Annotated in this window: 15 protein-coding genes; 4 read left to right on the forward strand and 11 right to left on the reverse strand. The window is 73.3% G+C overall.

Annotation, left to right across the window (positions count from 1 at the left end):
- Positions 1 to 17: 17 nt before the first annotated feature.
- From OP79_RS23595 to OP79_RS23610, 4 genes are all read left to right on the forward strand, one after another.
- On the forward strand, positions 18 to 2,456 hold the full coding sequence (locus tag OP79_RS23595) for a GTPase-associated protein 1-related protein (protein ID WP_157857361.1): 2,439 nt from the start codon (positions 18 to 20) through the stop codon (positions 2,454 to 2,456).
- Positions 2,457 to 2,630: 174 nt separating this feature from the next.
- Positions 2,631 to 3,296, forward strand: a complete 666-nt coding sequence (locus OP79_RS23600; RefSeq protein ID WP_033322673.1) for a vWA domain-containing protein — start codon at positions 2,631 to 2,633, stop codon at positions 3,294 to 3,296.
- Positions 3,293 to 4,201 carry a protein phosphatase 2C domain-containing protein gene (locus tag OP79_RS23605; RefSeq protein ID WP_051744862.1) on the forward strand — a complete coding sequence of 303 codons (909 nt, stop codon included), beginning with the start codon at positions 3,293 to 3,295 and terminating at the stop codon, positions 4,199 to 4,201. Before OP79_RS23600 ends, OP79_RS23605 begins: the two co-directional genes overlap by 4 nt.
- Before the next feature lie 19 nt (positions 4,202 to 4,220).
- Positions 4,221 to 5,573, forward strand: a complete 1,353-nt coding sequence (locus tag OP79_RS23610) for a protein kinase domain-containing protein (RefSeq protein WP_211270851.1) — start codon at positions 4,221 to 4,223, stop codon at positions 5,571 to 5,573.
- Positions 5,574 to 5,597: 24 nt separating this feature from the next.
- On the opposite strand, the gene OP79_RS23615 is transcribed toward OP79_RS23610, so the two are convergent.
- From OP79_RS23615 to OP79_RS23665, 11 genes are all read right to left on the reverse strand, one after another.
- Complete coding sequence (locus OP79_RS23615; RefSeq protein ID WP_033322586.1) at positions 5,598 to 7,766, reverse strand: hypothetical protein; 2,169 nt, start codon at positions 7,764 to 7,766, stop codon at positions 5,598 to 5,600.
- 50 nt (positions 7,767 to 7,816) lie between these two features.
- Complete coding sequence (locus OP79_RS23620) at positions 7,817 to 8,314, reverse strand: hypothetical protein (protein ID WP_033322588.1); 498 nt, start codon at positions 8,312 to 8,314, stop codon at positions 7,817 to 7,819.
- Positions 8,311 to 9,564, reverse strand: a complete 1,254-nt coding sequence (locus OP79_RS23625) for a hypothetical protein (protein WP_051744863.1) — start codon at positions 9,562 to 9,564, stop codon at positions 8,311 to 8,313. The genes OP79_RS23620 and OP79_RS23625 overlap by 4 nt, the downstream gene beginning before the upstream one ends.
- A gap of 61 nt (positions 9,565 to 9,625) precedes the next feature.
- The gene (locus OP79_RS23630) at positions 9,626 to 11,446 is read right to left on the reverse strand and encodes an Hsp70 family protein (protein ID WP_033322590.1); all 1,821 of its coding nucleotides are present in this window, start codon (positions 11,444 to 11,446) and stop codon (positions 9,626 to 9,628) included.
- Complete coding sequence (locus OP79_RS23635; RefSeq protein ID WP_033322592.1) at positions 11,443 to 13,584, reverse strand: Hsp70 family protein; 2,142 nt, start codon at positions 13,582 to 13,584, stop codon at positions 11,443 to 11,445. The genes OP79_RS23630 and OP79_RS23635 overlap by 4 nt, the downstream gene beginning before the upstream one ends.
- Positions 13,581 to 14,027 carry a nucleotide exchange factor GrpE gene (locus tag OP79_RS54065; protein WP_051744864.1) on the reverse strand — a complete coding sequence of 149 codons (447 nt, stop codon included), beginning with the start codon at positions 14,025 to 14,027 and terminating at the stop codon, positions 13,581 to 13,583. Before OP79_RS54065 ends, OP79_RS23635 begins: the two co-directional genes overlap by 4 nt.
- A gap of 14 nt (positions 14,028 to 14,041) precedes the next feature.
- Positions 14,042 to 14,401: a hypothetical protein gene (locus OP79_RS56060; RefSeq protein WP_033322594.1), complete on the reverse strand. Its 360-nt coding sequence runs from the start codon at positions 14,399 to 14,401 to the stop codon at positions 14,042 to 14,044.
- The gene (locus OP79_RS23650) at positions 14,398 to 20,400 is read right to left on the reverse strand and encodes a CHAT domain-containing protein (RefSeq protein ID WP_033322595.1); all 6,003 of its coding nucleotides are present in this window, start codon (positions 20,398 to 20,400) and stop codon (positions 14,398 to 14,400) included. The genes OP79_RS56060 and OP79_RS23650 overlap by 4 nt, the downstream gene beginning before the upstream one ends.
- Positions 20,397 to 22,919, reverse strand: coding sequence for a hypothetical protein (locus OP79_RS23655; protein ID WP_157857363.1), 2,523 nt, complete (start codon positions 22,917 to 22,919; stop codon positions 20,397 to 20,399). The genes OP79_RS23650 and OP79_RS23655 overlap by 4 nt, the downstream gene beginning before the upstream one ends.
- A gap of 53 nt (positions 22,920 to 22,972) precedes the next feature.
- Positions 22,973 to 23,446, reverse strand: a complete 474-nt coding sequence (locus OP79_RS23660; protein ID WP_033322598.1) for a hypothetical protein — start codon at positions 23,444 to 23,446, stop codon at positions 22,973 to 22,975.
- A gap of 138 nt (positions 23,447 to 23,584) precedes the next feature.
- A complete protein-coding gene (locus OP79_RS23665; protein WP_051744865.1) occupies positions 23,585 to 24,856 on the reverse strand; it encodes an endonuclease/exonuclease/phosphatase family protein in 1,272 nt (423 codons plus the stop codon).
- Between the last annotated feature and the right edge of the window lie 97 nt (positions 24,857 to 24,953).

Consider the following 24,953-nt stretch of genomic DNA (forward strand, 5'->3'; position numbering starts at 1 on the left):
GCGGGCCGGTCCCTGACGTGGAGCGCTCCGCTACCGTGCGCCCCGCGCTCAACTTCTGCGTCCGCCTGCGCCGTTGGGCGCAGATCGCCAGAATCGGGGGCATGGCCATCCGCGAACTCAGTTACGTGCTCCGCCGCGATCCCGGCACCGGCGACGACCGGCTCACCCCGGTCACCGCGGTGCCCGACGGCGTGCCGGGCCACCTGATGGAACGGGTCATCGCCGCCACGCACCGAGCGGAGCCCGCCGTGGGAGCCGCGCTCAGCTACACCCGCCTGCCCCACCGCGACGGCGGCGGACTGCTGTGCAGCGCCCGCCCGGACGAGAAGTCGGCCGGACTGCGCGTCGACGCGCAGTACGCGGCGGGCGACGACGCCACCTGGCCGCACCTGCCCGTCGACGCCTGGCGCCCGGCCACTCTGCGTCGGCCGGACGACGAACCGTTCGCGGAACCCGGCAGGCGCTGGGACGAGGCGCTGCTGGTGAAACACGCGCGCGAACACGCCCCGCGCGTGGCCCCCTTTCTCGCCGACGTGCGCAGGCTGTTCGCCGACCCCGCGGGCCGCCAGATCGTGGTGGCCGAGCCCGACCAGGAGACCGTCGCCCGCTGGATCGCCCTGGCCTGTGCCTCGCTGCCCGAGGCACACGCACGGTCACTGACCTTCATGACCGCCACCGCCGACCCCGGCGGTGCCCCACAGCAGATCCTCGGGATCGGCCCGGGCACGGACTCGCAGGTCTTCGACCGGTACGACGTCCTGACCGTCACCCACCACTACCGGGTCCACGACGGCCTCGGCGGCCCGGGCAGCCCGCCCCTGACCGATGCCTGGGCCGAGCTGACGGCATGGCTCTGGCGCCAGGGGGCGTCCCCGCGGCCCGGCGACGAACCCTTCGTCCTGCTCCCGCTCGCCCGCCACGCCCTGGCCATCGGCTCCTGGGACGAACTCGCCGCCCTCCGGAGCGACGTACTGCGGGAGATCGCGGCCGCCGCCACGGACGCGGCCGAGCGCGACCAACCGGACGCCGACGACGAGGAATTCCTCACCGAGATCTGCAAGTGGATCGGCGGACACCAGCCGGACGCGGTGCAGCAGCTCTCCCTGGCACTGGCCAGGCGGCGCCTGAAGGCGGCGGGCCGACAGGACACCGACGAGGTGCTGAAGTCCTGCCGCGACCTGCCGCTCGACGAGGCGGCCTGGCACACCCTGCGCGGCGAGTACGGCCCGCCGCCGGAGGAGGAACTGCGCAAGCTGCTGCGGTACTCCTTCGACACCTGGGAGAAGCCGCTGCGCGCCCTGCTCGCCTCCGGCGTCGGCGGGGGTCCCGTACTGGACGCGGCCGTGGCGCAGCTCGCCGAGGCCCTCAGCTGCCCCGACAAGCGGCGGAACTGCGGCGAGGCCGTCGCGCTGCTCATCTCGCTGCAGGACCGCGGGCTGGTCCGGCGCGTCCTCGAACGGCTCGTCCAGGACCCCAGCGAGCGTCGTATCCGCGGACTGCGGGACCTGGTCCGCTCCGTGCACGGCGGCTGGCTGCGCGCCCACCTCGACGGGGCCCCGCTCGCCGTACGCCTCGCCGTGTCGGCGGCGGACCTGAGCCGCGAACCGTACCGCCTGACGGGCGCCGAGATCTGGGTCGAGCTGGCCCGACGGCATCTGGACGGAAAGGTGCCCGACGGCGCCACCCTGCGGATCATGTGGGCGTTGGTCTGGCCGCCGAACGGCCAGCCGGCCCGTCCCGACCAGAGCAGGGTCACCGAGGTCTGCTCCCCCCGGCTGATCGTCGAGGAGGGGCTGGAACTCCGCCTCTCCCACTGGCTCAAACGCCCGGACCAAGTCACTCCCGCGCTCATCGAATTCGCACGCGAGACCGTTGCTTCGCGGAAGTTCAACTCGCAGGAGCGGGCCGTCGCCCGGCTCCTGGTCCTCGCCCACGACTTCGCGCACGGGCGGGAACGGCTTGCGCCGGCCATGGAGCGCCTGCCCGCCCTGGAGTACGACGCAGGGCGCCTGCCCGATGCGCTGCGGGATGCGGTCGACCGAGGGATCGCCCACGGCATCGCCAGGACCGACCCCGAAACGGTGCGCGACACCAGAGCGCTGGACTACGTCGCCGACAACATGAAGCTGATCGGCCACTACCAGCGGGCCGTGGCCGACGCCCACCGCTCGGGCGGCGCCCTGGACCCGGCGTCGCTGCGTGAACCGCGGCGCGTGGCAATCCTGTTCACCCTCTGGCGCGAACGCCGGGACGGTGCCCGGGGCGCCTGGAAGAACGCCGCCGACCAGCTGACCGAGGACGTCATCGGCCCTGCGCTGGCGCAGCTGGGCGAGCACGGAGTCAACGAGGTGGCCACCCTGCTGTCCCAGCGCCCGGGCGGCCAGAAGTGGGTGCAGGCCTGGAACAAGTGGAGCCATCAGATGAAGGGTCACGGGGGCGCGCGCGAGCACGGATGATCCCACAAAGCGTCCCGCTTCCCGGGCAATACTTCCTCACACCTGATCTTCTGCCCGGTTCTCAACTACGCTTGCTCGCGAAGAGTTTGACGACGCAACTCCTGGGCGGACGCACGCCCGGTCTCGGGGGAGAGGACCAGCGTGAGCGACACTTTCGACCTGCCCGGCGGCAGTATGGCCAGCCGTCCCGTCCATTTCATCTGGCTGCTGGACTGCTCCGGTTCGATGAGCATCAACGGAAAGATCGCCGAGCTGAACTTCGCCATCCGCGAGGCCATCCCGGAGATGCAGGAGGCCGCCCGCTCCAACCCCGGAGCCACCCTCCTGATCCGGGCCGTCTCCTTCGCCAGCGGCGCCAGCTGGCACATCAACGACCCGACCCCGGTGGACCAGTTCACCTGGGAGGACCTGCACACCTACGGCGGCACCGACATGGGCGCCGCGTTCCGGCTCGCGGCCGGCGCCCTGCAGACGCCGCCCATGCCGCAGCGCGCCCTGCCGCCGGTGCTGGCCCTCGTCTCCGACGGCCAGCCGACCGACGACTGGCGCTCCGGGCTGCGCGCCATCGACGACACGCCCTGGGGCAAGCGTGCGGTGCGGGTGGCCCTCGCCATCGGCGACGACGCCGACAAGAGCATGCTCAAGGAGTTCCTGGCCAACCCGGAGCTGGAGCCGCTGCACGCCAAGAACCCGCGCCAGCTCGCCGCCGCGATCCGCTGGATGTCCACAGCCGTGAAGCAGGCCTCCACCCCCAGGACCGACGGCGACGGTGCCGGTCCCATGCAGGCCCCACCGCCCGTGGCGCTGGGCAAGGACGAGGACGAAGACCCCGTCTGGTGAACGGCGGTGCGACACCGCCCGGGCGGTGGGAACTGCTCGAGGGCATGGTGAAGGGCGCGGGCAAGAAGTACAGCCAGGACCGCTTCGCCGCACGGCACGTCGCCGACGGAGAGGCCGTCGTCCTCGCCGTGGCCGACGGCCATGGCTCGGCACCCCACTTCCGCAGCGACCTGGGCGCGTACTGGGCCGTCGACGAATTCGTCGCGTGCGCACGGGAGTTCGCGGGCACGGCAGTGGAGTACGACAACGAGGCCGAGAAGAACGGTGACGAGGGCCGCTGGTACGCCGGCTTGACCGAGCTGCGCGCCCAGGCCCGGCGGTTGCCCGAACAAGTGGCTCACCGCTGGTACGAGCGCGCGACACTGCACGACTACAACTCCCCGGCCCACGGCGGCCTGCCCGCCGACCCCTCCGTACAGAACCCGAAGGGCCGCGATCTCACCGCGTACGGCGCCACCCTCGTCGGCGCCGTCCTCACCCGGCGGCTGCTGGTGTGCTGGCAGCTGGGCGACGGCGACATCGTCGTCCTCGACGCCGTCGGCACGCCGTACACGCCCCTGTACACCGGTCCCGACCTCGGCGACGAGACGGACTCCCTGTGTGCCGCCGAGTCCTGGCATCGCGCACGCTGCCACTGGCAGCCCCTCACCAACGAGACTCCGTCGGGCATCCTGCTCTCCACCGACGGACTGTCCAAGAGCTTCACCGACCACCAGGGCTTCCTCGACTTCGCGGCCGGCGTGCAGGGCCACGCCACCGAACTCGGGATGCCCGCCCTACGGACCCGGCTGCCGGACTGGCTCGGGCGGGCCGCCCAGTACTCCGGGGACGACACGACACTCGTGGGCGCGTTCGAGGCCACCGACCAACTCGCGCCCCAGCAGAACGACGCGCCACACACGTGAGCCACGAGAGGAACCGCGCATGGTGAACGGCATGCTCGCCGCCGGGCAGACCCTGGTGACCGAGGAGGGGGAGAAGGTCAAGGTCGCCGAGATGTTCGGCTCCGGCGGCCAGGGCGAGGTCTACCGGGTGAAGACCCGCAAGGGCGACCGTGCCGTGAAGTGGTACTACCCCCAACTCGCCGACGGCCGCCAGCGGCAGATCCTCGAAGGACTCATCGGGCGCGGCTGGGGCGACGACCGCTTCCTGTGGCCGCAGACCGTCGTCGTCGACGCGGACGGCCGACGGCCCGGCTTCGGCTACCTCATGGACGTACGCCCCTCCCGCTTCCACGACCTGCCCGCGCTGTTCCGCCGCGATCCCGCGCTCGCCGCCACCACCATCCGCACCCTCGTCATGGCGGCCCTGCACACCGTCGAGGCCTACCGCGCCCTGCACGCCAAGGGCATCGCCTACCGCGACATCAACTGGGGCAACATCTTCTTCGACCCGCGCACCGGCGACGTCCTGGTGTGCGACAACGACAACGCGGTCGTCGAGGGCGAGAGTGCGGGCGTCGCCGGCACCATGGACTTCATGGCGCCGGAACTCGTACGCGGCGACAAGGGCGCCCAGCCCGGCATCCAGAGCGACCTCCACTCCCTCGCCGTCCTGCTCTTCCTGCTGCTGATGAACCATCACCCGCTCGAGGGCGCACTGGCCTTGCAGATCCGCTGCCTGGACGAACCGGCCCGGCGCAAGCTGTACGGGACCGATCCGGTCTTCGTCTACGACCCGTCCGACACGCGCAACCGGCCGGTGCCCGAGGAGCAGCAGACCGTCGTCGCCACCTGGGGAGCCCTCCCGCCCGTACTGCGCGCCCTGTTCGAGCAGACCTTCACCGACGGACTGAAGAACCCCGCCCGGCGGGTGCGCGAAGGGCAGTGGCGGGACGCGCTCAGCGAGGTCCTCGACACCATCTGCCTCTGCGCGGGCTGCGGCCGGCAGAACCTCACGGAACCGGACGGGCCCGCCCCCGTCTGCTGGAGCTGCGGGCGCCCCCTGAGCCTGCCACCGCGCCTGCGTCTGACCACCGGCACGGCGACCTCGCGCAGCAAGCCTCGGTCGATCCGGCTCGGCGCCCAGGCCCGGATGTACGCCCACCACCTGGACGTCGACCCGGAGCGGCACGACTTCACCGCCGTGGTCGCCGAGGTGACCGAACACCCCAAGCAGCGCGGGCGGTTCGGGATCACCAACCGGACCGGGCACCGCTGGACGGCACGGCGGGCGGACAGCTCCGTCCATGACGTCGACCCCGGCAAGACCATCGGCCTGAGCACCGGACTGCAGCTGGAATTCGGGGGCGGGGCAGAGGCGGTCGTGCAGGACTGAGATCCATCCCGGTCCCGCAGCCTCTCACCTCCAAAACGGCCACCAGCGGCGCCGGCGCGCCCGCCAGCCGAACGACGAGGGAGACCAGCCCGACAAGGCCGGCAGCAGCAGACGCGGCGGCGCCGGGACTTCGGGAAGGTCCACGACCGCCGCGTCGGCCGGAACGGCGAGCGCGTCGGGACGGGGCAGGGCCGCGACCGTGAACCGGTAGGCGTCCGGCGTCACGTCGAACGACACCTGCTGGTCGGCGAGATAGCGGCTGCGGGCCACCCGGCGCTCCTCCCGGCGCCCGCCGCCCTCCCACGTGACCACCACCAGCACGGCGGGCTCCGGCCATTCGAACCGCACGGCGGCACGGTCGGCGGTGATGCGATGAGCCGTCAGATCCCTCACCACTCCCAGGCGTTCGACGACCACGTCAGGCCCGGTCACCGTCCGCTCGCCCAGCACGCTCACCGACGTCATCCGCAGTCGCGACCGTTCGGGCACGGCGACCTCGACGGACGGCTCCGGCCCCGCGGGCGACTCCGGCACGGCGAGCCCCGCCCGCCCCGACACATCCGCGCCCGGCCCCAGGGGAACGCTCCGCCAGGGCAGCACCGTGCTCCGCCCCCGACCGGGCGGACGCCAGGTCAGCGCCACCCGGCCGCCGTCCCCGACGAACCGCGCCGTCAGGTCCTCCACCTGCCCGGGCCACTCCTCGGCATGGGCCCCCACCCGCACACCGGGGGACCACTCCGTCTGCTCGCCGGGCCCTGGATAGCCACAGCGGACCTCGTACGTGTAGTCGCCCGGGGCGAGCGGCACATCCAGCAACTCGTCCCGCCCGCACGTCATGGACACGACAGGACCGCCGTCCGCGATGCGGTGCACCGACACCTCCGTACAGGCCGGATCGGGGGCACCCCAGCGCAGCCGCACACCGTCCGGCACCAGCGTCACGATCACGCTGGCCACATCGGGCGCGATGACGACGGGCGCCGACACCAACGGCACGGCAGCGATCAGCCCCCGCCGCAAGGGGACCACGGCATAGCGCAGGGGGTGACCCACGGGGACGTCCGCGTCGGTACGACGCAGAGGCCGCCCCGCCGACCCGGCGCTGTCCGCGTCCACGAGGACATCCGCGCTCTCCGGCGTGACCGCATCCGCCGTGCCGGCAGCGTCCGTCGCCACCGGTTCGCTCAACTCCGTCGCGGCACCCGGTGAGCCGTCCGGGAAGCGCAGCAAGCGGTACGTCACCCCGCTCGCCCGGGACCGGGCCGGCGGCCACGTGAGGGTCACCGTGCGCTCGTGGACCGTCGCTTCCAGACGGGCCCCCGTGTCCGCCGAGCCGGTGTCCGCCGAGTGGGCCGCGGCGGCCAGGAGCGCCGCCTCGATGCCCGCGTCGTCACCGGCCCGGCGGGCGGCGCCGAGCCAGGCGGAGGCCGCGGCGCGGGCGGAACCGCCCGCCGTCAGCCGGGTCGCCCCGGCCGTCAGGCGGGCCACCTCGGTGGAGCGGGCGTGCAGTGACTCCAGGAGTCGGGTGAGGGCGGGGTCTCGTCCGGTGTCGTGCACCTGCGCGACAAGCCGCTCGGTCTCGCGCAGCCGGCCGCCCGGCCACAGGTCACCCAGCCGCTCGGCGGCCTGCCGGGCGGCCCCGGCAGCCGGGAAACCGGCCGCGACGGCCGCCGCCAGATGGCGTGCCTCGTCCCGGTGCACGCCGAGCGCGACGGCCGCCTCCTCGGTGGGCCCGTCGGAGCCGTCCCGCAGCAGACAGCCCAGCTGCCACAGCAGCAGCCGGCGCAGCCCCATCGGCTCTTGCCGGACGTACGCCTCCAGCGTGCTCAGGACGCCCGCCGCCCCGTTGGCCCGCGCATCGCCGGAGGCCAGCCAGTCGGCGCGTACCTTCTGGACGTGGTCCAGGTCCACGCGCTGCCACAGATTGCCCCGGCCGGTGAACCACAGACCGTCCAGGACGCGGAAGCCACGGTCGGTCTCGGCCTGCGGCAGTGAGCCGAACGAGGCGTGCCGGGCCGCCGCCGGCGGCCGCAGCGCATCCGCCACATGCCGGAAGCCGAACGCGTCGAGGCCCTCGCACAGCCGACCGTAGCCGCGCATCGCGGGCAGACACGGCAGGTCCGGCAGCGGAGGCCGGGGCGCCCCCTCGTCCGAAGACACCCGCTCGCCGGGACGCCACTGCCGCTGTGCCACTGAGTACGGTCCTTTCCCTCGTCGTGAACCGGCCGCCGCAGGACCGGACGTCACTCGCCCGGCCGGGTGAAGAAGTACACCCGGACCACCGCGCTCTGCGGTGACTCACTCAAGTCGTGGAAGTCGTCCGTCGCCGTCCGGCCGCCGAACATCTCCGGCCGGGCCTTGGAGAGCAGCCCGTTGACCCGGTGCGCGTACGCCGTACCGCCCGAGCTGCCGCCGAACGTCAGCACCATGGCCGCGGTGCGCCCGCGCCACTTCTCGGTGCCCGACCGGATCTGGCGCAGGAGGCTGTCGGTGTCGTTGCCCTTCACCCGGAACTGCTCCGGTGTCCGGGACACACCCTGCGGTCCGGTAGGCGTGGGACTCGGGGACGCGGTGGGGGAGGGGGAAGGGCTGCCCGTGGGTTTGGGCCGGTCGTCGGCCATCGGGTCCGGTCGGTCGGCCATCGACACCAGCGCCAGTACCAGCAGCAGGTCGGCGAAGAGCCAGCCCGCCAGCACGACGACGCTGAGACCGCGCGTACGGCGCCGGGGGCGAGCGCTCACACCTCACCGCCGTCCGTACCGCTCGAGGGCGCCGGTACGCGGGCGCCGTTGACCTGCCCGGGCGGCAACTGTCCGTTGGACAGGACACGGATGCCCTGGTCAAGGCGCGCCGCGGCGTCCTGCCAGTGGGCCGCCGCCGCGTCCCAGCGCTCGGTGGCCTCACGCATGCCGTCGACGGCGTCGTTCGTACGGCCCGCGCCCGCCGCGACGGCCTGCGCGGCCCGCTCGGCGGACTGTGCCACCGCGTCGGACTTCGCCGCGAGCGCCTGCTGGGCGGTGACCAGCGAGGTGACCGCCGACTGCATGGCGTCACCGGCGGCCTGCACCCGGTCCGCGACGGTACGGGCCGCGTCCTTGCTGTCCTGCCGCACCTGGTCCGAGGCGGACATGCTCGCCTTGACCGCCGCCTCCACCCGGTCGGCCGCCTTGGCGATGCCGGGCACCTCGGACGACAGCGCACCGGCCGCCTTCTGCAGGGCGTCGGTGGCGTCGCCGACGGCCGTCGCGCTGTCCACCAGCTTCTGATGGCTGCCGTCGGCCTGCTTGAACAGGTTCTGCAACTGCCGTACCGCGCGGGCGAGTTCCTTCGTGAACTGGTCCGGAGACGCGGCCCGGTGCGGAGTCAGACACATCTGCACCCGGGTCAGCAGTCCGGCCAGCGACCCGAGGAGCCGCTCGTCCTCGGCCTCCCGAGCCTGCTCCTCCCCCTCCGCCAGGGCCCGGACACGGGCGTGCCACACCGACAGCAGGACCAGCAGCGTGATCAGTACGACGGCCATGAGCGCCACGTTCTCGAAGCGACCGACCGTCGACAGATGCCCGCCGAAGCCGGTCTGCCACAGCTGGAGAAAGGGACGGGTCGCCTGCCCGGGGCTCTCCTTGCTCAACTCCCCGTAGGCGCGCACCGCTTCCCGCAGCCCGAACCAGGTCACCAGCAGCGGGATGAACACGAGTACGCCGAGCACGGCCTCCAGCGCGCCGTACCCCGGCCTCCACTGCCACCAGGGCGGGGCGGGGGCCGCGGGCGGCGGGGCCGTGACGGTCTCGGGGCGTACGTAGGAATGGACGAGGTCGACCTCGGCCCACCGGTCGAGCCGGTTACCGTTCGTCAAGTCGTCGGCCAGGGCGGTCAGTTCGTCCTTGCGCACGGCAAGCCGGGAGGAGTGCTGGTTGAGGAGCTCCTCCAACTCCTTGCCCAGAACCTTGCGGTCCAGGAAGGGCGATCCGGGGGGTGTGGGTGCGGTGGGCAAGCGCGACTCTCCTGACTCAGCACCGGGTGGCCGGTGCTCCTGGCGATCTGCCGGTCACTCCTCAGCGGGGGACGCCGCCCCTGTCCCGCTGGTTCCTGCCGCGGCGGGTCAACTGCTCCAACAGGGTCTGGGCGTCCGTGTGTTCGGGATTCCAGGACAGGCACTGGTGCAGCGCCTCGACGGCCTCGTCGCGCCGCCCGCGCCCGTCCAGCCGCTCGGCGTGCCGGTAGGTGCGCTCGGCGAGCAGCTCGCGCACCCGTGCGTTGGTGGGATCGTGGCCGTAGGCACAGCGTAGCCAGCGCTCGGCGTCGGTGAAGTGCTCGGGCGAGGAGTCGGCCATCGCCGCCGCGCAGTGCACGCCGATCATCGCGTCCAGCACGACGGGCCCGGACGAGCCGTCCCGCGCGACCTGCCAGGCGGCGTGCGAGGCCCGTACCGCCTCCTCGAACCGGCGCTCCGTCAGCAGGTCCCGCGCGGCCGACAGTCGCCGCGCCGCCTTGCGGTCGGCCCAGTCGTCCGTGTCCTCCGGCTCTTCATCCGGGACGACCGGGGCCGCGTCGAGGGAACCGAGCAGGGCCTGTGCCTCGGCCACGATCGTCTCAAGGAGCACGCGGGCCTGAGCAGTGTGCCCCTGCTCCGCCAACTGCCGTGCCCGGCCCACGTCGAGAGCGTCGGGCGGGGGCGGGGGCGGGGAGGAGGGGCCTGCGTCGAGAGGTCCGGCCCCGGCCGGCGGCGACAGCAGCGTCACCGACAGCCGCGGCGCGTCCGACAGAGTGTCGTCGAGTACGTCGGCGGGCTGCGGGACCATCGTGTCGAGCCTGGCCGGCGATACGCCCGCGAGTTGGGAGGCATGCATCAGGGCGCCCGTGGCGAGCAGGTGGCCGGGGGCGTGCACCGTGTCCCGGCCGAGCCCGCGCACCCCGGAACGGACAGCCTCGAGCCGGGTCCCGCCGCCCACCAACAGCAGCATGTCCACGTCCCGCGACGCCATCCCGGACTGGTCGAGCAGCGTCTGCGCCCGGTCGAGGGTCCGCCGCACATGGCGTTCCAGATACGCGGCCAACTGATCGCGGTCGAAGCGCAGTTGCTCCGTGTGGCCGTCGCCGAGGTCCAGTTCGAGCAGCGCGGCGTCGTCGCCCTCCGGCAGTGCGGTGCCGCCCAACTCCTCCCGGATCCGCTCCACCCGCGCGCGCAGCCGCAGCCAGCCCGTCCCGTCGAGGCCGACCTGATGGGACCGGCCCCGCACGGCCCGTATCGCGGCGGTCAGTGCCGCGTCGTCGAACGTCCGGCCCCCGGTGCTCGCCGCCGTCTCGTGCCCGAGCGCCCGGTAGCTGTCCCGGACACCGCGCACCAGCCCGAGCTCGAACCCGCCGTACCCGAGGCCGTAGACGAGGCACGTCGCGCTGCCCCGCCCCTCCGTGTGCCCGATGACCGCGGCCATCGCGTCACCGATCAGCCGCACCTCGGACAGCCCGGCCGCGCGCGCCGCCTCCAGCAGGGCCGTGCGCTGCGCCGAGCGGTAGCCGACCGGGACGCTGATGACAGTGAGCGAGACCCGGCTGCCGGCCGCCGCCTCGACCTGCTCCCGCACCTCGCGCAGCAGACCGGTAACCAACTCGTCCGCGGTCCTCGGCACTCCGCCGACGGCCACCGGACGACCGCTGCCCAAACGGCTCTTGAGGCTGGGGAACGTGACCGGAAGTGCCCCGGCGACCGCGGGCTCGCACAGCAGCCACGGCCATCGCGCACCGGACAGCACCAGCCGCCGCACCGGGCCACCAGGGTGTCCGTACGCCGCCCGCAGCCCCGTACTGCCGAAGTCGAGACCGAGGCCGAGACCGGGCTCGGACCCGTGCCCGTCCGGTCCGGTCGGCGCCGTCATGTGTCCCCCGCGTCGTCCGGTACCCGCAGGATCCCGTCGAAGCGCTCCGTGTCCCGCAGGGCGGACACCCGGCGCGCGTCGTACGCCTGCGCCACGAGGTTGGCGAGATTGCGGGCCTGCTGCGCGGCCAGCAGACGGTTTCCCTCGGCGTGGGCCTGCTTCACATAGCCGACCGCCTCGTTGATCAGGCCCGCCGTCTCCGGGGGCGCGCCATCCGTGGCCTCCTCCGCGTGCAGGAACTGACTGGCGTATCCGCAGTTGTGGTACATGTCGTCGATCAGCAGTTCGGTGAGCCGCTTGTACTCCCCGCTCTCGCCCTGCCTGAGCGCCAGCTCCGCCTGCTGCAGATCCCGGCGGACCTTCATCTCCTGCAGGTCCTCGATGTAACCGCCGTACCTCTGGAGGAACCTCTCGGCGTCCCGCCTGGCGTACTCCAGGCGCTGGCGCAGCGTGGCACTGTCCGGTTCGTACACGGGGGCGGGCGGCGGGGTGCGGGGCTTCTCGCGCTTGGGCCGGGCCGTGGTCCGCATGTCCGTGCCGGGCACGGTGATCGTCACCGTGATGGTCCGGTTCGCGTCGTAGTTGAACGACACCTCGACGCGCTGGTTGACGTCGATCTCCTGCGGGAGTTCGAACTCGACGACGCCCTGCTCGTCGTTCTTGCTGGCCACCGGGCTGTTCCCCTCGTACACCGGGACCCGGATCAGCCGGCTGTCCGTTGCCTGGAACATCTTCCTGCACGGCTCGGGAAGCGGATACGCGGTGCCGCTCTCGATGATCGGTACGAACACATCCCGCTGCGAACCGCGGACCGCGCCGATGCCCATCGCGACGCCCGTCACCTCGTACAGGCCGGTCGTGCCGACCGCACGGGCGTTGGCCAGGCTCGTGCCACAGGCCGAACACGCGGTCGCCGACTCGTCGTTGACGGTGCCGCAGCGATGCGCCGGGCACTCCACCCCGTCCAGGGTCCCGGCGAGGATGCCCGCGCCGAGCGCCACGCACTCCATGGGGTTGATGTCCCGGCGGACCTTCTCCCGGCCGAAGAGGGCCTCCACGGCCTCGTACACCGACCGGGTCAGTGTGCCGCCGCCGACCAGGAGCACGTCGGTGATCTGCGCCGGGGTCAGCCCGTCGCTCTCGAGGGTCTCGCGGACCAGGTCCATGGTGCGCTGCACCAGCGGATCCGTCAGCTCCTTGAACTCGGCCCGGGTCAGCGTCATGTCGACGTCGACGACCACGCCGTCGCGGCTGTATCCGGCCGGGATGATGATGACGGCCTCGGGCGAGTCGTTGAGTTCCCGTTTCGCCTGTTCCGCGTACTTCTTCGCGGTGAACTTGAACTGCTCGTCCCCGGACGGGTCCACCCCGCACTCCTTCTGGACCCATCGGGCGATCCGGGCGACGACGGCCTGGTCGAAATCGTCCCCGCCCAGCCAGTCGTCGCCCGAGAACTTGCGCACGGCGAACTGGGCGTTGCCGTCATGGCCCTTGACCGAATCCAGGATCGAGATGTCGAACGTCCCGCCGCCCAGGTCGTAGACGAGGATGCGGCTTCGTTCTCCACCCGGCTTGTCCAGGCCGAAGGCGATCGCGGCCGCCGTCGGTTCGTCGATGATCTTCTTGACGGTGATCCCGGCGCGCTCCGCCGCCTCCCGCGTGGCCGCCCGCTGGGCGTCGCCGAAGTACGCGGGGACAGTGATCACCGCGTGCGTCACGTCCTCGTTCAGGTTCCGCGTGGCGTCCTTGACCAGCTTGCCCAGGATCGCGCTGGACACCTCGGCCGGCGTGGTGGTGCGTCCGCCGAACATCACGTGCGCACGTGGATCGTCGTCCGGTCCCGGGACGATCTGGTAGGCCAGGTGATCTCGGGCCCGCGCGACCTTGGCGTCCGTGAAGTCGCGGCCCATCAGCCGCTTCACCGACACCACCGTTTCCCTGGGCTGCCGGTCCGCCCAGTTGAGCGCGTTCCGGCCGACCAGCAGCGACTCCGAGCCGTCGCGGCGGAGCAGGCCGACCACCGACGGGGTCAGGTTGTCGCTCTCGCCGTTGCGGACGACCCGGGGCTCGCCGCGGTCGGGGTCGTAGTGCGCCACCACGCTGTTGGTGGTGCCGAGGTCGATTCCGATCGCTGTCATCCCTGCTCCCCCTTCTCCCGCGTACTCTGCTCGCCGGCCGGTACGGCGACCGCCACCCGCGCCGCCCGCAGCACCCGGTCCGCGAAGCGGTACCCGCGCTGCACCACCTCGACGACCTCGTCCTCACCGGCCATCGCCGACGGCCGTACCCCGACCACGTGATGGGTGTCCGGATCCGCCGTCTCGCCCACCGCCCCTATCGGTTCGAGGCCCTCGCCGCGCAGCGCGGTCTCGAACCGGTCGGCGATCAGCCGGAGGCTGCCCAGGTAGGCCTGCCCGTCCCGCACCGGGCCGTCGGCCAGCAACCGGTCGAAGTCGTCGAGGGCGTCCGCGCACACCAGCAGCAGCCGCTCCAGGCGCGCCCGGTGCGCGACCTCGCGGGCGGCCAGCTCCCGGGCGTGGTCGTAGCCGAGCCGGGCGGCCGACGTGTCGTGTTCGGTCATCGGACTCCTCGCGCTCACCGGTCGAACCGGATCAGGTCGTCCAGCAGCCGGGCCGCCCACGGCGCGGGCGGCCCGGCGGGCCGGTCGGCGGCCTCCGGACGGTCGTGGTCGAGCCCGTCCGCGGCCTCCGGCACTTCGTCGTCGGGCCCGTCGCCGACGTCGTACATCAGCAGGTCGAGCAGCAGCCGGCGGCGGGTGTCGCGCAGGTCGTTCCACGCCTGCTGGGTCTGTGGCGACATCAGTCGCCGGGCCTGCAGCTCGAAGGACACGTCCTGCATCTCGGCATGCGTCGTCCGCGGCGTGACGCCCACCGCGGCCAGCACCGTGTACGGCGACGTCCTGCCCGGCCCGTCGGCCGGGTCCTCGATCATCATCTGCGGTTTCCCTCCTCCACCTCGCCGGTGCCGCGCAGGGTGTCGCGCAAGCGGGCGACGACATCCAGCAGGAGACTGCGCAGCTCCGCCGCCGACGTGTCCGCGCGGACGGCGCGGATCAGCAGGTGCAGGGCCACCGGGACGCTGCCGCCGTCCGCGAGCTCCCGTCGTGCCCGGTCCGCCAACTGCCGGGCGAGCGCGGCGAGATCGGACTCGTCAGGGGGCTGCTCCTGGGCCATCGCCCGCATCAGGTCGGCCAGGCCGCCGATGCCGATCCGCGCGGACACGATCCGCTCCAGCGCGTTCAGCGTCTCGGCGAGCGTCTCCCGGTAGCGATGCGCCAGCTGCCGGCGCAGACCGGTGTGCAGCAGACCGAGTGCCTCCTCAAGGATCAGCAGCTGCTCCACGGGGTCGGCGGTGCGCTCGTCGAGCGTGAACACCAGGACCCGTACGAGGTTGTCGCGCGCGTGGCCCGACTCGGGGTTCAGCTTCAGGGCCTGGCGCAGATCGGCCTCCCCCGCCGGCACGTCCAGCGGCAGCCCGAAGCGTCTGCGCGAGGAGGCCCGCCACACCCCGCGCATCGACAGGGCCTGCGACAGCTGGGCGTCCAACTGGCCCGCCAGATCGCGGGCGAGCGGCTGCAACACCGGCTTGACCTGCTCGATCAGCGTCACCGCCGCGTCCAGGGCCGCGCCCCGCTGCTCGGTGAGAGTGCTGATGAGCGCCTCGATCCGCCCGAGCACCATCTGCACCACGGACCACTTGGTACGGGCCGCCATCCCGGCGCTCGTCGAGACCCGCACCGCCTGCGTCCAGTGCGCCAGCGCCAGGTCGAGCCCGCCGGAGCCGCTGGTGAGCGCCGCCTGCGCCAGCGAAAGCCGGGCGTGCACCGCGAGCGCGGCCCGGTCCTGCACGAACCGGGCGCGACGCCGCCGCAGCCCGAGGTATGCCGGATTGCGGCGTACGAAGTCCTGGCAGTGGCCGCACTCCCGGATGTGCTCCTTGGGATCGGCCGTGGCAGCGGGGCCCGCGCAGTCCTCGGGCAGCTCGGTGAGCGTGGCCGGCTCGGGCAGCGCGTCCAGCGCCTGCTCGAACCGGTGCGTCTCGGACAGGGCGTAGGCGTGGGACAGTTCCGAGAACGCCCAGCGCAGCTGACGCACCACCAATTTGCCTGGATCCTGGCCCTGTTGTGCGGACACACTCAGCTCGGCGGCCCGCTCGGCCAGTACCGTCTCCAGCCGCAGCAGGCGCAGATAGCGGGGGCCGCAGGCCAGCGCGCCGCCCGTGCCCGCCACCGACGGCAGTCCACCGACCTCCTTGAGTACCCGGGCCCCGCCCAGCTCCGCCTCGAACAGGGCGGTCAGCGCCCGGTAGGCCTCCGCCTGTTCCGGCCGGCCCTGCTCAGTGTGGCTCTGCTCGCCCGCGGCCAGCCGCTCGAAGAGGTGCCGGCTGAGGTCGTAGCGCAGCCGGGCCAGTTCGTCGGGCGTCACGTTCCGCTGGTAGCAGCCTGCCCGTTCGGCACGCCAGCCGTCCCAGTAGTCCTCGTCGCTCAGCAGCGCCGCCCAGTGGGCGAGCGCCGCCTCCCAGGCCCGTACCGCGTGCTCCCAGGCGCCGCTGTGCTCCAGCTCCCACGCCTGCCACAGCCACGCGACCGCGAGCCCCTGCGCCACCGCCATGTCCCCGGGTGCCGACGCGAGCCGCTGCTCCCATGCCGCGACGGCCGCCTCCCGGCCCCGGGCGAGCAGGAGCAGCAGCGGGGCGTCACGCGGGAACCGCTCGCACAGCGCGTCCAGCGGGTCGGGCCCGTCGTCCGGCACGAGATGCGCGACCGCCTCCCGGACCGCCGACGGGGCGTTCCAGCGGTACAGCAGGGCGTCCAGTTCGAGCCGTCGGGCGGGCACCCGCAGCCGGTCCCAGGCCATCCGCTCCGGCCAGGTCCAGGAGGTGCCGTCCCGTTCCATCAGCGTGAACGACATCTCGCCGACCGCGTCCATGGACGTACCGGGGCCGACGCCCGCGTCCCGCAGCGCCAGATACGGGAACGTCGTGTCGCGCAGCGCGAACGGGTCGGCCACCAGCGGCTCGCCGACCGTGCCGTCCACCCAGGGCAGCGCCCGCAGCACCCCGCGCAGCCGCACGGCCTGCGCCCGGGCGTCCTCGTGGCCGGCCCCGGCTCGCTCGTACGCCTCCGCCGCAGCCGCGAACCGACCCCGCTCCTCCAGCAGCCGACCCTCGCAGTGGGCGAGCCGCGGCCCGGCGTCGCGGTACGGGGCACAGCTCCGGAAGGCCTCCACGGCTCGGTGCCAGTCCCGCTGACTCTCCGTCAGTCGTCCGCGCGCGTAGGCGGCGAGGCGGGATGCGTCAGAGTGGGCGCGCAGCGTGTCGGCCGCACGGCAGGTCTCCTCCCAGTCGCCCTCGGCCTCCGCGACCCTGGCCCGCGCGTACTGCGCACGCAGTGCGGCGTCCGCGAAACCGGCGTCGTCGGCGAAGGCGTCCGCCAACTCCTCGTAGGCCTCCCGCACGGCACGCCACGGCCCGGCGCCCACGGCATCCGCCTCGGCGACCCGGGCTTCGGCGTACCGGGCCCGCGGAGCCGTGTCGCCGTGGGTGTCGGGAAGGTCCTGGTACGCGGCGAGCGCCTCGGCCCACCGGTCCGCCCGCTCGTGCAGCCGGGCCAGCGCGTAACGATGCAGCCGTGCGAACTCCTCGTCGGCGACGAACGGTTCGTACAGCTCAAGTGCCCGCTCCCAGTCGCCGACACTCTGCGCGTGCAGCCCCGCGGCCTTGCGCCGCAGCAACCCCACCGCTCCGTCCAGGGCCTCGTCCGGTACGTCGTCCAGATGCCCGAGCACCGAGGTCCAGGTGTCCGGCCTCGCCTCCTCCTGCTGCTCGGCGAGCCGGGCACGCGCGTACTTGCGGCGATGCCCGACATCCCCGTCCGCGTGACTGTCCGGCAGCCCGCCGAAGTCCTCCACGACGGCCTTCCAGTCCCTTCGCGCGGCGGCGGCCCGGCCCTGGGCGTACAGCAGCAGCCCGGCGGGCGGCTCCGGGAAGTCGTGGATCCGCGCGGGTACGGCGGCGAAGTGCGCCTTGGCCGCGTCCCACTTCTCGTGCAGTGCGCACCTCCGCCCGAGGGCGTAGTGCCGGCGCGCCGGAGCGTCCGTGTGTCCCGCCTCCGCGTACGCCGCGGCGGCCACCGCCCAGTCCCCGGCGGCCTCCGCGACCCGCCCTTCGGCGAACCGGCGTTGCGCCAGGGTGTCTTCGTACGCGTCGGGAAGCAGCAGCAGGGATTCGAGGGCCCGGTTCCAGTCACCGGCCTCGGCGGCGGTCACCGCGCTCTCGTGCACCCGCTGCCGGAGTACGCCGAGCCAGGCGTCGAGGTCGGGGAGGGAGGCCGGGCCGGGTTCCGGCGCGTCGAGGGCGGACCGGGGCTTGTCGGTGGCGCAGACGGACCCGGCGTGCCGGTCCGCGTCGGCAGGCGCCGGGAGCGCTCCGTCGGTCTCCGTCCCGCGCAACGCGGCCGCCGCCTCCATCGCGGCCAGCGCGTCGGGCCACGCGCCGGCCTCGGTGGCCGCCCTGCCACGGGCGTACTGCGTCCGCAACGCCCCGTCCGGGAAGCCGTCGGCCAGAACGAACCGCCCGGCCGCGTCCCCCCACCGCTGTTCGGCCTCGGCCACACGCCCGGCGGCGTAGGCGGACCAGGCGGGGAGGTGGAGGGATCGGGGACACCGGAAATGCGTGTCGTAGCGTGCGCCACCGGCGGCCGCGTCGGGCCCTTCGTCCGGCGACATCGCCTCGGGCCGTACGTCGAGGTCGGTCTCACCGGATCGTCCGTCGCCGTCGGCCGCGTGGGATTTCGCGTCTGGGGCTCGTGTGTGGGGTCGTACGTCGAGGTCGGTCGTGCCGAGTCGTGTGTCGCCGCCGGTCGCGTCGCTCGCCGCACCCGAAGTCGGCATGCCGGTGCGCCCGCTCGCGGCGGACACGTCGTTGCGCACGCCGGGCGGTGTCGTGTCCGGCGCACTCAAGTCGCCGCGCCCGTACAGTGCCGACGCCTTCGTGAAGGCGTCGTGGGCCGTGGGCCAGTCGTCGGTGCGGGCGGCGGCGCGGCCACGGGCGTAGGCCGCGCGGGCGGACGCGTCATGCAGGGCCGGGCAGCGGCCGTACGCGGTGGCGGCCGCGGGCCAGTCTCCGGCCTCCTCGGCGGCGCGGCCCTGCGCGTAGGCGGTGCCCGCGAGGGCCGGGGCGTGATCGGACCGTCGGCCGAGAGCCTGCGCGTAGGCGGCGGACGCGGCGGCCCAGTCGCCGGCGGCCGAGGCTGCGGCCGCGCTCGCGCAGGCCTCGGCGACGGCCAGCTCCTCGCAGGCGGTGTCGCGCAGCCGCACCGTGTCACCGAAGCCGCCCGGCCGCTCGGCGAGGATCTTCTCGCAGTGGCCCAGGGCTGCGGCCCAGTCCGAGTTCCGCCCGGCCGAGTACGCCGCGTCGAGCAGCCCGCTGAGCCGGCCCAGGTCTCGGACTTCCTTGTCCAGGACGGGCAGCCACGCGCTCTCCTCGTCCGGCAGCGTCTCCCGTATCTGCGTGAGCGCCTGCGCGGCCGGTTCCGCCCGCTCCGAGGCCAGCAGCTCGCACAGCTCCTGCACCTTCGGCCAGACCAGCTCGTACGCGGCCTCCGCCAGCAGCAGCCGTTGCTCGTCCCGGAACTTCTTGGTATCGGTGCCCAGGATGCCCAACACCTGTTGCCAGTCCCGGCCCAGTCGGTGGAAGCGGGCCGCCTCGATCAGCTGGGCCGCCTCGACATGCCCGGTGAAGCTGCGGACGGCCTGCAGAGCCTCGGCGCCCTGCCGCAGGGGATCATGCGCGGCACGCTCGTCGTCGCGCACCTCGCGCGCCTTGAACAGCCAGCCGTGCCGGCACTCCTCGTGCAGGAACAGCACCGGCGTCGCCCACTCGGCCGCGGTCAGCCCGGGCTGATAGGAGATGCGCCGCCGGGCCGACGCCATCGCCGCGTCGATGGTCTGGTTGGTCGCGATCCCCTTCAGCAGGCCGGGCCCGAACAGGCCCGCGGACCGGTCGCTCACCTTGCCGTGCATGGCCACCACGGCCGGCACTCCGCCCTCGATCAGCGCCTGGGCGAGCCCCGAGAACGGCTCCGTGCGCGAACTCTCCGCCCCCGAACAGAGGTTGAGCACGGCCAGCCGCAGCCGTGGCGCCCTGAGCAGCATCCCGCTCAGCAGGTCGGCGGGCACACGGTCGGTGCCGCCGCCCGGTGTCTCCAGGTGCACCACGCCCTTGCCGTACTCACCGTCGTACGAACCGTGGGCGATGAGCAGGACGGCCGTGGGCAGGTCGGAGTGGTCGCCCAGCGCGAGCTCCAGGCGCTCGCGCGTGGCCCGTGCCACCACCGTGATCTCCACCGCGACCTGGGGCAACTCCCTGAACAGCGCCTCGACTTCGGCCTCGGCGTGCAGCTGCCCCTCGCCGCTGGGCGAGGCGTGCGCGACGAGGAGCCGGATCCGGCTCGGCTCCTCGTACGGCTCCGGCAGCCGGCCGCCGAGCGGCCCGCCCGGCAGCGACCGGACCAGCGACAGGCCGTCGTGCAACGCGGGCGCCTGACCCGGCTCGGTGGGGGGCGCACACAACGCCTCCAGCGGGAGGCAGCGCAGCTCGGGCGGCAGATCGAAGCGCAGCCGCAGACCGCGCGGCGGCTGCATGCGCCGCACGTGCGCGTGCGCGGCTCGCAGGTACTCCTCGGCCCTCTTGCCGAACAGCAGACCGAACACGTCCCGGCCGAGGTCGCGCAGCCGGGCTGCGGCGTGCTCACCGCCCGTCGGGGCGTGGCCCAGCTCCGACTCGATCAGCTGTTCCCACCGCTCGCGGTACGCCTCGGGCTGCCCGCCCACCGTCATGACGTCGGCGGCGCCGCCGGGACCGCTCACGGTCACCACATGGCGGTCGACGCCGACCGGGCGCACTCTGAAGCGCAGCTCCTCGTACTCCGTCACCCCGGCAGACCCCCGATCCGCCCCTCTTCCAACTCCGCACGGACCCGCGCGAGATCGCCGTCGGCCTGCTCACGCAGCTCGGTCAGTTCGGGGTCCTCGGGAAAGTGTCCCAACGCGGCCGTGAGCCGGTCGACCGCCTCCTGCAGCCGGACCCGGCAGCCGACGAGGCTGCCCGACCACCGCAGTCGGGCCGCGAGCACACGGAGCACGAGGCCCAGATTGACCTGTGCGCGCAGCAGATGCGGGTTCAGTTCGACGGCGCGCCGGAGATCGGCGGCCGGGGACTCCAGCCGCTCCGGATCACGGTTGGCCCGCGTGATGCCCCGGTCAGCCAGGACCCGCGCCAACTGCCCCTTGAGCCGCTCGTGCTGTCCCTCGCCGAGGAGCGCGTAGGCAGCTTCCAGTGTCGTGCCCGCGGAGTCGATGTCACCGGCCCGGTGCAGGGCCTTGGCCGCGGCGAGCGCCGTGCCCGCGATCGCGTCCTCGACCTTCGCCACCCGCTCCAGCGCCCGCCCGTGCGCGAGCGCCCGCCGCCAACTGACGGCCGCCGCACGGACGTCGGGCGCCGTCGGCGACAACGCCGCCCGCCCCAACGCCAGCCGCGCCTCCAAGGCGAGCACCCGCCCGTCCCGCAGCAACATCCCCCGCTTGCCGTCCTGCCCGGCGTACGCCGGATTCCGCACATCGAAGCGGAGGCAACCGATGTCGCATACGGCGGCCCGGTCGTGGTCGCCGCGGTCGCGGGGCGGGTGGTGTCCAGGCTGGTGCCCCGTGGGAAGGGAACGCGCGGTGTCGCCCTGGTCGGGGACCGGCTGGTGCCCCGAGCCGGGAACGGGTGCCGCCTCGCTCCGGGGGGTGGTGTCATCGGCTGGTGCTGGTGCTGGTGCTGGTGCTGGTGCTGGTGCTGGTGCCGGTGGCTGTGGTGGCGCCTGTGCGGCTGTCTCTTTCGGCCGGTCCGACGGTCGTACGGTCTCCTGCGCGCCGTCCGCCGGGTGGTGGCCCGGAGCCCCCGCGGCCGGGGGGCGGTCGCGGCGCGGGACCTCGTCGCCACCGGTGCCGCGGGCGCGGCAGCTGGGACAGCGGAGTCCGGACAGGGCCCTGAGCGCTTCTTGGGGCTGGTCGAGGCGGAGCAGAGCCTGGGCGAAGCCGAGGCGTGAGAAGGCCTGGCGCAGCGCCGAAGCCGCCGCACCCGCCTCGGCGACGAACGCGCCCAACTCCCTTTCCCTGCCGAGCTCCACGATCCGCAACGGACCGCAGACCAGGGGCGCCGCACCGACGGCCACGGGTAGCCCGCCGGCCTCCGCCAGCAGCCGTGCCGCCTCGCTCTCGCGGCTCAGCACCACCTCCGGAGACGGCAGGCCAACGCTGCTGCCCTCGGGCATGAGTGCTTCGAGCCGGGCCTGGAGATCGGTGCGCAGCGTGGCGAGGGCCCCGTCGTCGACCGGCGTGCCGTAGCGCTCGACCGCATCGGCGCGCAGCCGCTCCCAGAAGGCGGTGTCGTGCAGCAGCCCGGCCCACAGCGAGACGCAGCGCGCCCAGGCGCGGGCCGCTTCCCTGCTGGTGGTGTCGGAGGGCGGGAGCGCGTGCCAGGCCATCACGGCCAGGGCGTGGGCGATATGCCGGTCGGCGGGGGCGGAGCGGGACGCCACGGTGAGCACGGCGAGACCGTCGTCGCGACGGCCGCTCAGACAGAGGGCAACGGCGTGAGGGAGAACGAACTCGCGTTCGTCCGGGTCGAGTTGACGGGCCCGGTCGAGCAGGTCCACGGCCCGACTCCAGCCGTCCCACGAGCGGGACCGGCCTCCTGGCCCGGCGTCCTGCGCCTGTGCCATCGTCGCCCGTGCGGCCGCACCCAGCAGTCGGGCGACGTCACGTGCCGTGGCGCCCGAGAGCGCGGCCAGTACCCAGCGGGCCTCGGCGTCCAGGGCGCCAGTGCGCTCGGCGGACCGCAAGTCGGCCAGCGCGTCGGCGGTCCGGCCCAGCCGCACCCGGACATAGCCTCGCTGCACGAGGCTGGGCCCGTGCCCGGCGGACAGTTCCAGAACTCTGCTGAACCGCTGCTCGGCCGTCGCGTACGCGCCTTGGTGCGCGGCGGCACAGCCGAGCCAGTACAGCGGGTCGAGGCCTGCCGGGTCCAGCCGTGCGGCCTGCCGGAACTCCTCCGCCGCCCGCACTGGTTTCCCGGCCGTGAGCAGCGCCCGCCCGAGCCCGACACAGGCCCGGGCGACGATTCGCTCGGGGGAGTCGGCCGTGCGGGAGGCATCGACCGCCCGGCCAGAGGAGTCGGCTGCCCCGTCCGAAGCCCCGGTCGCCCTGCTCGCCGACCTGCCAGAAGTACCGCCGTCCGCCGTCCCGTCCGAGTCGCCGCCCCCGAGGGACGCGGCGGACGCGAACGCCCCGACACCCGTCAGCGCCGACCGGAAAGCCCGTGCCGCTTCTGCCGGGTGCCCAGCGGCCAGGAGGGCCTCGCCCTCCGCGCAGTCATGCCGGGCCCGGTCCAGCTCACTGGGCTGCGTCACGTTCCCAGCCCCGATCCGTGGTGCATGTCGCCGCACGCCGGTCGTCTCCCGCCTCAGCCCGCCGCCTCGTCCAACTCGGACCGCCACCGGGCGCGGGCACGGTCGTAGTGGAGCGGCCCGACGGAGAACCGGGTGAGATCGAGAGCCGTCAACTCCTCGTACGCCTCCCGAGGCAGATCCGGTTCCAGCACGATCCGCAGTCCGCTGCGCTCGTCCTGCAGCACGAGCAGAGAAGGTGCCGCATCCGCCGCCGTACTCCTGCGCCGGACGACGCGGCCCACCAGCTCCTTGAGCAGGCGATAGCCGTCCTTGACGGCCTCACTGCCCAGCCCGCTGAGGAAGGCCTGGAGCGGAAGGGCGGCCAGGACCAGCCACTGGAGCTCGTTCGGGCCGCGATGGCCGAGGGCCCGCCGGACGCGGACCGAGAGCACTCCCAATTCCCGGAACCGTGTGGTCAGTTCCTGTTCCAGGCCCTCGGACACGTCCTGGGCCAACAGTAGTTCCGCGCGCAGCGGCGCCTCGGTCATGACGGCCTACCTCCCCCGAACCGACACAGCCCAACGGGATGTGTGGCGCCCGAGCCTAGAGCCGGCGGATCGCCGGGCGCCACCTGAACGCCTCTGCTGTCACCCGTAGTTGGGATTTCGAGGGCGCGCGCCGTACGGTCAGACCACCCGCACGTCCTGCCACACCAGCCGGTGGTCCGAGGTCGGGACGTCGGCCCCGCCGCCCACCAGCCGGTACAGCGGATCGTCCGACGTCGGCCAGAAGATGCCGTTCCCGGCCGGGACGAGACCGCGCGACGGGATCACGTGGTCGACGCGGAGGTTGCCGGGGGCGTTGTCGTTGAAGTCGGAGGTGTCGTAAGCCGGGTTGCCGGTGTGGGTGGCGTTGGCGCCGCCCTGGATGCGGGCCGCCTCGACGCCGCCGCGAGCGGCCGGAGGTGTGGCGGGCAGGTTGACCGCCTCGTGGTCGAGGAGCTGCAGGATGGCGTGGTCATAGCTGTCGCCGTCGTGCGGGTCGGCGTTCAGATCACCCGCAATCACAAACCGTGCCCCGGGCCGCAGACCGCCCCGTACGCCCTTGTCGTCGTAGAGGTACGCGCTGCGGCGGCGACCACTGATGTAGTCCGCCCAGAGGCGGATCTCGTCGTGGTTGCGGCGGCCGTTGCGGTCCTCGGGGCCGTCGAAGCTGGGCGGAGTCGGATGCGAGACGAGGAAGTGGACGGTGGAGGACCGGCCGGGGCCGAGCCGGACCGGCAGATCCCAGTGGCTCTTGGAGGAGAGCCGGAAGATCGCCCGGGCCGCCTCGCTGTAGTACCCCGGCGGCATGACGTTCCCCGGCATGTCCTTCCAAAGGAAGTGCTGGAACGTACGGGCCGCCCGGACATCGATCGGGTACTTGGAGAGGACGAGCATCCCGTACTGCCCGGGAAACCAGCCGTACCCGAACGCGTCCTGCCCGTACGCATCGGACCCCGGAATGGTGACGGCACCATTCTTGCCGTCGAGATCCACCCCGGAGGCCACACCCGTGTTCACGGGCGCGGTGAAGCGGAACGGATAACGGACCGGCTTCGCCCCGTTCTGACTGACAGCCAGGTAGTTGCGCAGGAACAGCCGGACCGCCGCGCCGTCCTCGTCGTAGTCGAACTCGTTGATCACGAGGACGTCCGGGTCGACGCGCTGAATCGTCTCGGCGGCGTTCCGCGCCTGCTGGTTGCCCGACGTGGACAGGTCCGTGACGAGGGCGCCCTGGGTGCCACGGTTCAGCGAGGCGTTGAAGGTGGCGAAACGGACGGCCCGTCGGTACGTGCTCCCGGACGCGGCGGACGCGTCCGCACTGAACGCCGTCGTGCCGGCCAACGCCGCTCCGGCGAGACCGGCGAGCGCGACACGGCGCGAGAACGGTGGATGTTGCGGTCTGGGGTGGTTCATCGGGGCTCCGGAGGAGGAAGGGGAACACGTGAACTTCCGTAGTCTCTGCGCGTAGATGCCGCTGCCACAAGGGGGTTGGGGGGAATCGCGGCCGACG

The organism is Streptomyces yerevanensis, from assembly GCF_000716805.1.
Taxonomy (GTDB): Bacteria; Actinomycetota; Actinomycetes; order Streptomycetales; family Streptomycetaceae; genus Streptomyces; species Streptomyces flaveus.

Bases quoted from the DNA above. Each gene is read 5' to 3' on its own strand.
- OP79_RS23600 (WP_033322673.1), top strand. From the start codon at position 2,631: ATGGCCAGCCGTCCCGTCCATTTCATCTGGCTGCTGGACTGCTCCGGT.
- OP79_RS23610 (WP_211270851.1), top strand. From the start codon at position 4,221: ATGGTGAACGGCATGCTCGCCGCCGGGCAGACCCTGGTGACCGAGGAG.
- OP79_RS23630 (WP_033322590.1), bottom strand. From the start codon at position 11,446: ATGACGGCGCCGACCGGACCGGACGGGCACGGGTCCGAGCCCGGTCTC.
- OP79_RS23635 (WP_033322592.1), bottom strand. From the start codon at position 13,584: ATGACAGCGATCGGAATCGACCTCGGCACCACCAACAGCGTGGTGGCG.
- OP79_RS54065 (WP_051744864.1), bottom strand. From the start codon at position 14,027: ATGACCGAACACGACACGTCGGCCGCCCGGCTCGGCTACGACCACGCC.
- OP79_RS56060 (WP_033322594.1), bottom strand. From the start codon at position 14,401: ATGATGATCGAGGACCCGGCCGACGGGCCGGGCAGGACGTCGCCGTAC.
- OP79_RS23660 (WP_033322598.1), bottom strand. From the start codon at position 23,446: ATGACCGAGGCGCCGCTGCGCGCGGAACTACTGTTGGCCCAGGACGTG.
- OP79_RS23665 (WP_051744865.1), bottom strand. From the start codon at position 24,856: ATGAACCACCCCAGACCGCAACATCCACCGTTCTCGCGCCGTGTCGCG.